Origin of the sequence: Streptomyces sp. NPDC048462, assembly GCF_043200175.1 — a bacterium.
Lineage (GTDB): Bacteria > Actinomycetota > Actinomycetes > Streptomycetales > Streptomycetaceae > Streptomyces.
In genome coordinates this window covers 69005-80377 of sequence record NZ_JBICXG010000033.1, presented here as the reverse complement: position 1 = coordinate 80377, position 11373 = coordinate 69005, and the positions used below count along the sequence as shown (strand labels likewise).

The 11373-nt window shown below is 72.8% G+C and carries 6 protein-coding genes; 4 read left to right on the top strand and 2 right to left on the bottom strand.

The features are described from left to right. Positions 1-134: 134 nt before the first annotated feature. On the bottom strand, positions 135-4100 hold the full coding sequence (gene eccCa, locus ACGFU6_RS34590) for a type VII secretion protein EccCa (RefSeq protein ID WP_393616535.1): 3966 nt from the start codon (positions 4098-4100) through the stop codon (positions 135-137). Between the two features lie 169 nt (positions 4101-4269). Here eccCa and eccD point away from each other — a divergent pair, with 169 nt between their 5' ends. The 3 genes from eccD (at position 4270) to ACGFU6_RS34575 (ending at position 8527) form a co-directional block, all read left to right on the top strand. After that, positions 4270-5742 (top strand): type VII secretion integral membrane protein EccD, encoded by a 1473-nt coding sequence (eccD, locus tag ACGFU6_RS34585; RefSeq protein WP_393616534.1) that lies wholly within the window; start codon positions 4270-4272, stop codon positions 5740-5742. A 78-nt stretch (positions 5743-5820) separates the two neighbouring features. After that, a complete protein-coding gene (locus tag ACGFU6_RS34580) occupies positions 5821-6027 on the top strand; it encodes a hypothetical protein (RefSeq protein WP_393616533.1) in 207 nt (68 codons plus the stop codon). A 106-nt stretch (positions 6028-6133) separates the two neighbouring features. Then, positions 6134-8527: a tetratricopeptide repeat protein gene (locus ACGFU6_RS34575; protein WP_393616532.1), complete on the top strand. Its 2394-nt coding sequence runs from the start codon at positions 6134-6136 to the stop codon at positions 8525-8527. A 667-nt stretch (positions 8528-9194) separates the two neighbouring features. Here ACGFU6_RS34575 and ACGFU6_RS34570 read toward each other — a convergent pair. Further along, on the bottom strand, positions 9195-10109 hold the full coding sequence (locus ACGFU6_RS34570) for an aminoglycoside phosphotransferase family protein (RefSeq protein WP_393616531.1): 915 nt from the start codon (positions 10107-10109) through the stop codon (positions 9195-9197). A gap of 311 nt (positions 10110-10420) precedes the next feature. Here ACGFU6_RS34570 and ACGFU6_RS34565 point away from each other — a divergent pair, with 311 nt between their 5' ends. Further along, positions 10421-11341, top strand: a complete 921-nt coding sequence (locus ACGFU6_RS34565; RefSeq protein ID WP_393616530.1) for a hypothetical protein — start codon at positions 10421-10423, stop codon at positions 11339-11341. Positions 11342-11373: the final 32 nt, after the last annotated feature.

The window sequence follows — 11373 nt, the reverse complement described above, 5'->3', positions numbered from 1 at the left end:
ACATCTGCCCACCCCAAACACAACGTCGGCCTGACCCACCAACGAGATGGATCAGGCCGACGTCACGACGAAGGGGCATTCGCCAACAGCATCCCTGATCGGGTCGGCCCCTCCTCCGTTCTGCGCCGGTCCGGTCAGTCCAGCTCCGTCGGCAGCCAGCCCGTCTGGATCAGGGAAGGCGCGCTGCGGCGGGAGACGAACAGGCCGCGGCCCGGGGGCAGGGGGCGGGCCTTCACGTCGCCGAGGAGTTCGCCCTCGCCGGGGTGGCCGGACAGGACGACGCCCTGGGCGCCGAGCTCCTTGAAGCGCTGGATGAACTGCTCGTACGAGGAGCGGCCGGCGCCCGCGCTGCTGCGGGCGATGATGAAGTTCACCCCGGCGTCGCGGGCGTAGGGCAGGTTGTCGACCAGCTGCGCCATGGGGTTGCCGGAGGACGTGGCGACCAGGTCGTAGTCGTCGACGATGATGAACGCCCGGGGCCCGCGCCACCAGCTGCGGGTACGCAGTTGCTGCGGGGTCACGTCGGTGCCGGGGATGCGGCTGGTGATGAGGGTGTTCATGTCGTTGAGGTACGTCTCGAACGCGTTCTGCGTCGTCGCGTAGCCGACCAGGTACGGCTCGGGCACGCACTCCAGCAGGCTGCGCCGGTAGTCACCGACGCAGATCAACGCCTCCTCCGGGGTGTAGCGCTCGGTGATCTGCTTGATGAGCAGCCGCAGCAGGGCGGTCTTCCCGGACTCCGACTCCCCGAAGACCGCGAACAGCGGGTCGGTGTCGAAGTCGACCAGGACCGGTGCGAGGTTCATCTCGTCGATGCCGATCGCGATGCCACCGCGTGACCGCTCCGGGCCGCTCGGCAGCTCCCGCGCGGACAGCTTCCTGGGCAGCATGCGGACCTGCGGGGCGTGCGGGCCGGGCCAGTTGTCGGACGCGGCCCGGACGAAGGCGGTGGTGGCCTCGGACAGGTCGTCGCCGGCGCCCGCGGAGTCGTCGATGCGCGGCAGCGCGCCCATGAAGTGGAGCTTCTCGGCCGTCAGGCCTCGGCCGGGTGCGCCCACGGGGACGTTCACCGCGACCTTGCGGTCCAGTTCGGAGTCGGTCGGGTCGCCGAGGCGCAGCTCCAGCCGGTTGAGGAGCTGGTCCTTGAGTGCGGCCCGCATCTCCATGTACCGGGCGACGGTGACGACCAGGTGCACGCCAAGGCCGAGGCCCCGTGCGGCGATGTCCGCGACGACCGGCTCCAGGAACTCGTAGTCCGTCTTGAAGGACTGCCAGCCGTCGATGACCAGGAAGACGTCGCCCCACGGCTCGCCCGGCAGCCGGCCGGCGGCGCGGAGCTGGCGGTAGGTGGTGATCGAGTCGATGTTGTTGTCGCGGAAGAACTCCTCGCGCCGGTTGAGGATGCCGGAGACCTCGGCGACCGTGCGGCGGATCTTCTCCGGGTCGAGCCGGGAGGCCACCCCGCCGACGTGCGGCAGGCCGTCGACGGCGATCATGCCGCCGCCGCCGAAGTCCATCGCGTAGAACTGCACCTCGTGCGGTGTGTGCGTGAGGGCGAAGGAGCCGATCAGCGCACGCAGCAGGGTGGACTTGCCGGAGCGGGGGCCGCCGACGATCAGCATGTGGCCGGCGGCGCCGGAGAAGTCGCGCACCAGGGGGTCGCGCCGCTGCTCGAAGGGTTTGTCGACCAGGCCGAACGGAACGACCAGGTTGCCGTTCTGCCCGTACTGCGGGGCGTGGAGTCCGCGCTCGGGTGTCACCGCCAGCGGCGGCAGCATCTGGTCGAGGGACGGCGCCTCGGTGAGCGGCGGCAGCCACACCTGGTGGGCGAGGGGCCCCTGACCCTCAAGCCGGCGGGCGATGACGTCCAGGACGGTGTCCGCCAGCGCGTCGGCGGTCCGCTGTCCGGGCACCAGGGAGAAGTCCGGATCGGGCTCCGGGTAGTGGACCGCCACCGGGGTCGCGGTGAAGAGTACGGGGCGCCGGTCGATGGGGAGTTCCCCGGTGCCGGTGGTCGGGGCGACGCCCGGCCGGTAGGTGCCCGACACATAGGCGGCCTTGAAGCGGGTCATCCCCTCCGTGCCGAACTTCAGGAACCCGGAGCCGGGGACCGAGGGCAGGTGGTAGGCGTCCGGCACACCCAGGGCGGTGCGGGACTCCGCGGCGGAGAACGTACGCAGGCCGATCCGGTAGGACAGGTAGGTGTCCAGGCCGCGCAGGCGGCCCTCCTCCAGGCGCTGCGAGGCCAGCAGCAGGTGCACGCCCAGGGACCGCCCGATGCGGCCGATCTGGATGAACATGTCGATGAAGTCGGGTTTCGCGGTGAGGAGCTCGCTGAACTCGTCGATCACCAGCACCAGGGAGGCCAGCGGCTCGAGCGGGGCGCCCGCGGCGCGCGCCTTCTCGTAGTCGGTGAGGTTGGCGTAGTTGCCCGAGGAGCGCAGGAGCTCCTGGCGGCGCTGCAGCTCACCGGTGATGGAGTCCCGCATGCGGTCGACCAGCGTGAGGTCGTCCGACAGGTTGGTGATGACCGCGGCGACGTGCGGGAGCTCGGACATCCCGGCGAACGTCGCGCCGCCCTTGAAGTCGGCCAGGACGAAGTTGAGCGTCTCGGACGAGTGGGTGACCGCGAGGCCCAGCACCAGGGTGCGCAGCAGTTCGGACTTGCCGGAACCGGTCGCTCCCACGCACAGCCCGTGCGGCCCCATGCCCTCCTGCGCGGCCTCCTTGAGGTCGAGCATGACGGGGGAGCCGTCCTCCCCGATCCCGATCGGGACCCGCAGCCGGTCGGCCGTCGACCTCGGCCGCCAGGCGGTCGCGGTGTCGACCGCGGCCGGGTCACCGATTCCCAGCAGGTCCGTGAAGTCCAGGTTGGCGAGCAGCGGCTCGTCGTCCTCGGCGCCGTCGCCCATCCGCAGCGGGGCGAGCTGGCGGCCCAGGGCCTCCGCGGTCGCGACCGGCAGCAGGTCGGGCGTGCCGTGGTAGGTGGCCGCCGCCGACTCCAGCCTCAGCCGGCCGGGCCGTACCGCTATGTTCAGCCCGCCGCGGGGCTCGTCCAGGTCCTCCGGGACGATCTCCACGACGGTCACGCCCTGCAGCCCCTCTGGGGAGGCGAGCAGCGACTCCGCCGGTACGAAGGTGCCGTCCAGCACGACGACGACGTGCGGCTGGTCCAGGAGCGGCGACCCCTCGCGGTTGAACCTCGACCGGCCCGACAGGGTGTTCTCGAGCAGTGCCTCGACTTCCATCAGGTTGTCGCCGAACAGCCGCTTCGTGCCGGCCCCGTCGGAAGAGCCCGGCACCTGGGTGTGCGGCAGCCACTTCGTCCAGTCCCACTGGTCGGTGACGTCCCGGGATGCCACGACCGCGACCATGAGGTCCTCGGGCGAGTGCAGCGCGACCAGTCCGCCGATCATCGCGCGGGCGGAATCGCGTACCGAACCCGGCTCGCCCGACACCACGACGTGGTAGAAGGCGCGCAGCGACACCGCCATGGGGAGCCGGTCGAGCGAGCCGTGCGTGGCCAGGAACTGGTGCATGGCACCGGCCGACAGGGGCTCCAGCTCGTCCAGCGGCGCGGTGCTCGGAGCGACCAGCGGTGTCCACAGCTGCTGCGGGCCCAGACCGATACGGACCTGCCCGAAGTCCTTGTCGGCGATCCGCCGCTCCCAGAGCCGGCCGCCCTCGGCGACCAGCGACCACAGCTGGTCCGGGTCGGGGTGCAGATAGAACTGTGCGTCGCGCTGGGCCCGCGCGGTACGGCGCACCTTGCGACGGGTCTGCGCGAGGTACTTCAGGTAGTCCCGGCGGCCCTCCGAGGCCTCGCCCTGGCTTCCCTTGCGGGCCCGCATCACCTGCGCGATCGCCATGGCCACGGTCGACAGCAGCATCATGACGCCCATGATCTTCATGAAGGGCTGCGAGCCGGGCATGAAGAAGAACACCACCGACGAGCCCATGCCGAGCATCGGCAGCAGCTGCATCGCCATACCCTCTTGCTGCCCGCGCGGCAGTTCGGGAGGCGATTCGAGCCGTAGTTCAGCCGTCGATGTCTCCGGTGGCATGGCTCGGGGCTGGCGCTTCACGACAATCTGGGTCACCGGCGAATCAATCCCTCAGTGCGGCCCGGAGAGTTGCGGGCCGGCACCCCCGTGGCAGCGACCTACCTCCGCGCGCCGACAATCCTACGTGTAGGCCATGGGAGGGACCCCGATAGGGTGGCGCCCTTGGCCTGGAGCGTGGTGTACAGCGAACGAGGGGATCCATCAGGTGAGTTCGACCCTGACAACCGGTTTTTGCCGCGTAACGGTCGTGGCGCCGGACAGCCGTATCGATGTCGCCCTCCCGGACGACGTCGCCGTCGCGGACCTCCTGCCGGAGATCCTGCGGCTGACCGGTCAGGTCACACCGCCGGGAGCGCCTCCCGGCTACCATCTGGCCCGCCGCGACGGCACCCTCCTGGACGCCACCCACCCGCTGTCCGTCCAGCGCGTCCTGGACGGTGACGTCCTGCGGCTGCGGCCCTTCGCCGAATCGCTGCCCCCGGCCGTCTTCGACGACGTGGCCGACGCCGTCGCGTCCGCCGTCCGCCGGGACCGCGCGCTCTGGAGCGACCAGCTGTTCGGCGTCTCCGGCCTCTTCGGCGGCGCGCTCCTTCTCGTACTCATGGGCTTCGTGCTCTGGTTCGCGGACCCGGTCAAGCACGACATGCACGGCCTTCCGGGCATCGTCGCGGCCGCCGTCGGCGTACTGCTCGTCACGCTCGCCGGCATCAGGGCCCGCAGTTACGGGGACCGGGCCTCGGCGGTCGCGCTCGGTCTCGCCGCGCTGCCGCACCTGATGATCGCCGGGTCCGGGCTCCTCGCGCTCGACCCGGGGACCGGTATCGGTCGTCTGCAGTTCCTGCTGGGCTGCGCCGCGGTGCTCCTCGTCTCGACCGGGCTCGTCGCCGCGATGCCGACCGGCGACGCCCCCTTCGTCGCCATCGTCTTCGCCTCGGCGGTCGGCACCCTCGCGACGTTCTGCGCGATCCTCACCGATTCCAGTCCCAGCGAGACCGCGGCCGTCTGCGCGGTCGTCGCGATCGGCGCCGTCGCCTTCCTGCCCGGCCTCTCCGCACGGGTGGCCCACCTGCCGATCGGCTACGCCGCCCCGCGTCCCACGACCGACGCCGACCTCGACAACGAGCCGGGCGCCGGCATCGGCGAGGCCGACCCCGTCGACGCCGAACGCATCGCGGCCCAGGCCCGGCGCGGGCACGAGCTGCTGCTGGGTCTCGTCGGGGGCTGCTGCGTCGTGGTGGTCGCGGCCGCCGCCGTCCTGGGCTTCTCCAGCAACGTCTGGGGCCAGACCCTCGCGCTGGTCGCGGGCCTGGCCATGCTGCTGCGGGCGCGCCTCTTCCGCTACACCGCCCAGGTCGTCGCCGTCCTCGGCGCCGGCCTCGCCGCCCTGGGCCTGCTGGTCCTGGGCCTGTCGCTCAACCCGCCGGCCGACGCCGTCATCAAGCTCCTGACCGAACAGGACCGGGGACCGCTCGACATCCGCACCCTGTGGCTCGCCGCGGCCGTCACGGCCGGGGCCGCGCTGCTGGTCGGTATCGCGCTGATCATCCCGAAGAAGGGGCTCTCCCCCTTCTGGGGCCGCCTCTCCGACCTGGCCGAGGTGGTTCTTCTCCTCGCGCTGGTCCCCCTGTGCCTGGCCGTCCTGGACGTGTACTCCTCGGCACGCGGCATGACCAGTTAGCTGCGGCTGCTACGGACCCGGCCGGCCGGGTCCGTCTGCCGGCTCGGCGGCGGCCAGGCGGTGGCCGGTGTCCTCTACGTGAAGCGCGGACGGGACCACGAACACGTGGCCGCGCTGTCCGCGTTCGCGCAGACCGGGGGCTATCTGCTCGCCGCCACCGGACCGGTCGCCGCATCCGTGCTGCACACCGCGACCGGGGCGTGGACCGTGCCGCTGCTGGCCCTGACGGGTGCCCTCGCGCCGAGCCTCGTGGCGAGCCTGCGCGCGGGACACGACAAGCGGTGACCGGCGGAGGCCACCGGCGGCTGCGCGGCCGGGGGCCTCGTGCCCGGGAGCCGCGATCGGTGAACCGTCCTCCCCGATCGCCGAACTGCCCTGCCAGACTGGGAGGATGTCCGCCACCGCTGACCCGCGCCGCCTGTCGCTCCAGCAGATCGCCGAGGCCCGTCACAGCGCCGCCTTCGTCGGACGCGCGGCGGAACTCGACCTGTTCCGGGCGAACTTCGACGTACCACCGCAGGACGCGCGGCACCGCTTCGTGTTCCATGTGCACGGCCACGCAGGGGTCGGCAAGACCTCGCTCGTACGGCAGTGGGGGCAGGCGGCCGAAGCACGCGGGGCGCTGGTGGCGTGGGTCGAGGAGACGGCCGAGTCCGTGCCCGAGGTACTGGCCTCGTTGGCCGCGCAGTTCGCCGGCCGGCGCCGGCCGCTGAAGGCGCTGGACAGGCTGCTCGGGGTCCATCAGCGGGCCCTGCACGCCGCCGCCCGGGAGGCCGGGGACGGGGAGCCGTCGCCCGGCGCCCTGGCCGCCGCGCAGGCCGGGCTGATCGCGGCGGGCACCGTCCCCGTGGTCGGCGCGCTGGCCGGGGGCGTCGATCCGGCCGCGGTGGCACGCGGCGCGGGCGGGCTACGGGCGGCGTTCGGGGGCCGGGCGCGGCAGCAGGAGGAGGCCAGACTGCTCGCCGAACCGGTGCGGGCCCTCACGCCCGTCTTCGTCACCGAACTGGCCCGGGTCGCCGACACCGTGCCCTGGATCGTGCTCTTCTGCGACACGTACGAGCAGACCGCCCCGCTGCTCGACGGCTGGCTGACGGAGCTGCTCACACCGCGGCGGCACGGGGAGCTGCCCGCCAACCTCGTCCTCGTCCTCGCGGGCCGCCGCCGCCTCGACCCCGTCCGCTGGGCGGCCCACACCCGGCTGATCGAGGAGGTCGGGCTGGCCCCGTTCACGGAACCGGAGTCCCGCCGGCTCCTCAACGCACAGGGCGTGGTGGACGAGGACGTCGTACGGGAGGTGCTGCGGCTCTCCGGAGGGCTGCCGGTCCTCGTCTCCACACTCGCGGCCAATCCGGTCGCGGCCGGGGACGCGAGCGCGACGGCCGTGGAACGGTTCCTCTCCGGGGAGGAGGACCCCGATCGCCGCGCCGCCGCCCTCGCCTGCGCACTGCCCCGGCGCCTCGACGCGGACCTGGTGGCGGTGGCGGTCCCCGAGGGACTGCCCGGACCGCACGACTGGCTGATCGAGCTGCCGTTCGTCGCGGGCCGGCACTCCGGGCGGGCCAGGTACCACGAGGTCGTGCGCGCCCCGATGCTCCGGCTCCAGCGCCTGGCCTCCCCGCAGACGTGGTGCGCGGCCCACGACCGCCTCGCCGATGCCTTCGCCGCCCGCCGGGACGCGGCCGCCGAGGGCGGCGACCCGGACCGGCTGTGGACCGAGGAGGGCTGGCGCGAGGCGGCCCTCGACGCGCTGTACCACCGGCTGTGCGCGCACCCCCGCGCCGCGCTACCGGACGCGCTGCGCGCCGGAACCGACGCCTGCCACCAGGACCCGGTCGCCGCCCGGCACTGGGCGCGCACCCTCGCGGAGGCCGGCGAGGACACCGACAGTGCCGTACTGCGCGACTGGGGCCGGGACCTGCTGGCCGCGCTCACCGACCAGGAGCCCCGCGCCACCGCGGCGTTCGGGCTGCTGCTGACCCGCGCCGGGCTCGACGACACGGGCAGGGCGGCGGTCCTGGTGGCACGCGGCTGGGACCGCTTCCGGGCCGTCGAGTTCGACGCGGCGCTCGCCGACCACGGCCGCGCCCTCGCACTCGACCCCCGCAGCGCGCGGGCGTACCAGGGGCGCGCGGTCACGCTGCGGGCCATGGGCGCCCACGAACGGGCCCTGGCCGATCTGGACCGGGCCGAGGCACTCGCACCCGACTGGGCCTGGGCGGTGCGCGAACGCGGCGAGACCTACCGCCGGATGGGGCGTGCGCGGGAGGCGCTGGCCGCGCTGGACCGGGCGCACGCCCTGGACCCCGCCGACCCGCTGACCCTCGGGAGCCGGGGGCTCGTGCGCCAGCGGCTCGGGAAACCCGAGGCCGCCCTCGACGACTTCGACCGGGCCATCGCGCTGTGGCCCGAGTACCACTGGGCCCTGGTGCGCCGCGCACATCTGCGCTCCGTGCGCGGGGACCCGGCCGGGGCCCTGGCCGACCTGGACCGCGCCGCCGAACTGGCACCCCGTGCGGCGGGGATCGCGGGGGAGCGGGGCGATGTGTACCGGAACGCGGGCCGGTACGAGGAGGCCGTCACGCAGTACGGGCAGGCGCTCGCCCTGGACCCGGAGTACGCCTGGGCGCACGGCAGCCGGGCGCTGGCGTACGAGGGGCTGGGCCGCCGGGGCGAGGCGCTGGCCGACCTGGACCGTGCGCTGGAGATCGCCCCGGAGTACGAGTGGGCCCGGCAGCAGCGGGAACGGATCGCGGCGGACGAGGGTCGTGATCGCACGGCTGGATAGTCTGCGGGCATGACACAGGTCCCCGGGTTCGACACGATGCTGACGTGGCTGCTGGGACACCGAGGCCTGGACATCGACGAGTTGACCGGCGGTCCGGGAGCTCGGGCTCCCGGTGAGCTCCGGGCGGTGCTCGGGGGGCGGACGCCCGACGAGGCGCTGCTCCGGTGGCTCGCGCCCGCGCTGGGACTCCGTGCGGTGGACCTCTTCGTCCTCGCGGGGGCGGCGGTCCCCGAGGGCCTGGCGCCATTGGACGCCGCGGCTGCCCCGTCCGTCTCGCGCCTGGTGATGGACGCGGTCCACCTCCCCCGGAGGGACGGCACGAACTGCTCCGGCTCGTCCGCGAACTGCCCTCAGGAGGAGCGCGGTTCCCGCTTCGGCCCGAAGCCGTACGCACCCGCCGAGAACGGTCCGGGCGGGCGGCTGATGCGCATGTTCCGGTACCGCAACCTGGATCGGTCCGGTCTGGCGCACGTCCTGGGGGTCCTGGCGCCCCACGTACCTGTCGGCACCCACTTACGGGGTGATCGGCGCGGGGAAGAAGGAGCTGACGCCCCGGCTCGTCACGGACTTCGCCGCGCTGCTGGGTATCGACGCCCGGGTACCGCCTCGACCTGCCCGGGCGCTGACGCCGTGCGGCATCGACGGGTGCACCTGGGCCGAGGGCCACTCAGCCTTGGCCGAACCGTTCGTGGTCGGCCAACACCGCTTCGACCACGCGCAGTTCCTGCGCGGTGCGGGCCGGGTCCGTACCGACGCTCTCCGTCAGGTTCAGCAGCGACTTCCACAGCGACCACCCGCGGGCGCGGGCCCAGGTGCCGGCGTCCTGGCCGACGGCCTGCCGGAACGCCTCCCGGCTCTCGCCGGAGAACAGCCCCCACGCGATCACCAGATCGCAGGCCGGGTCACCGACCCCCGAGGTGCCGAAGTCGATGACGGCCGTCAGCTCCCCGTCGGCGACGAGCAGGTTGCCGTGGGCGATGTCGCCGTGGAACCACACGGGCTCCCCGCGCCAGGGCGCGGCGAGAGCCGCCTCCCACACTGCGCGGGCCCTGTCCGTGTCCACATGGCCCTCCAGCGCGGCGAGGTAGCGCCGGGTCGCCGCGGCGTAGTGGGCGGGCGAGGCGCCCCGGTACCAGGTGTGCTCTCCGGCGAGCGGCCCGCCGGTCGCGTCGCAGCGCTGGAGGGCGAGGACGAACTCGGCCACGGCGCGCGCGAACCGGGGAACGTCCTCGACGCGGTCCAGGGCCGCAGTCTCACCGCGCAGCCAGCGGCGGACCGACCACTGATACGGATAACCCTCGCCCGGTTCCCCCAGGGCCAGCACCGGGGGAACGGCGACCGGCAGCGAAGGGGCCAGGCGCGGCAGCCAGTGGTGCTCCTTCGCCACGGCGGGCGCGTAACCGGCGGCCGTGGGCAGCCGCACCGTCATCGCGTCGCCCAGGCGGTACGTCCGGTTGTCTATGCCGTCGACCGCCACCGGGGCCACCGGAAGGCCGCTCCATTGGGGGAACTGGGCGTCGATCAGGCGCTGCACGAGCGCGGCGTCGATCCCGGCGCGGCCGTCGGGATGGGGGGATACCATCCGGCGATCATCGCGCCGGTGCCTGGGCAGCGCAACGAGATATCGGCGGCACCCCGGGGCCGCCCTCGCTGAGGGCGGCCGACCGTTCCGCACAGGCCGGGACTTCGCGAGGGGTGGCCTTCAACTCCCCTGGTGAGTAGGTCACTCACTTGGGTGACGTGATACTTGGGACGACTCCGTGCACTATCTCCGGACATATGCTCCTGGCAATAGCGACCTTGTGCTCGGGGGAACTTGGGCACGCACATCACCACAGGTCACCGCGTATCCGTACAGATCGATACAGATCGCCGCACCCGCAGGAGTCCCGCATGGTCAGTTCGCCCCATGAGGCGATGCACCGCATCTTCCAGGAGAACCCGGGCCTGTTCTCCCGTGTCTCGGAGGTACTGGGAATCACGATCCCCCCACCGGTCTCGGTCACCGTGATGCCTACCGACCTGACCGAGAACCGCCCCGTCGAACGCCGTGTGGACACCCTGTTACGCCTGGACACGGAGAACGACGAGCCGCTTCTCCTGGCCGTCGAGGCCCAGGGCAGGAAGGACCCCGACAAGCCGGCGAGCTGGGCCTACTACCTGTCCTACCTGTACACGAAATACCGGCTCCCGCCGCTGCTGCTGGTCGTCTGCCAGGACCGTGCGACTGCGGAATGGGCCTCTCGCCCGGTCCCCATCGGGCCCCGTCAGTGGCCTTCGCTCACTCTGCGTCCGCTCGTCGCGGGCCCGCACAACATGCCGGTGATCACGAGTGTTGCCGAGGCCCGCAAGGACTTGGCGCTCACCACGCTGGCGGCCATCACACATGCCGCCGATCCGGACATCGGTGCCATACTGAAGACGCTCTGCACCGCTCTCCGGGACGTACCGGAAACCATCGCCGATCCCCTTGTCGAACTCACCGCACAAGGCCTGGGCAACCGCCCGGCCGCACAACAGTGGAGGAACCTGGTGGCCGTGGACCTCTCTTTCTACAAGTCCTTCATGGCAGAGGAGATCCGGGACGAGGGCCGGACGGAAGGCCGCACGGAGGGCCGCACGGAGGGCCGCACGGAGGGCCGTACGGAGGGCATCGCCCAGAGCATCCTTCTCCTCCTCGCGCAGGCGGGCATCGACGTACCGGACGAGGTGCGCGAACGGATCACCACCTGTGGTGATCAGGACGCCCTGAACCGCTGGCTTCTGCGCGCCCCCACCGCCGGGGCGGCCGAGGACGTCTTCGGCGGCGAGTAGGCGGCCGCCCGCCCGGCGTCGTCGACCGGCAG

Coding starts and splice junctions, on each gene's coding strand:
- ACGFU6_RS34575 (WP_393616532.1), top strand. CDS start 6,134: ATGTCCGCCACCGCTGACCCGCGCCGCCTGTCGCTCCAGCAGATCGCC.
- ACGFU6_RS34570 (WP_393616531.1), bottom strand. CDS start 10,109: ATGGTATCCCCCCATCCCGACGGCCGCGCCGGGATCGACGCCGCGCTC.
- ACGFU6_RS34565 (WP_393616530.1), top strand. CDS start 10,421: ATGGTCAGTTCGCCCCATGAGGCGATGCACCGCATCTTCCAGGAGAAC.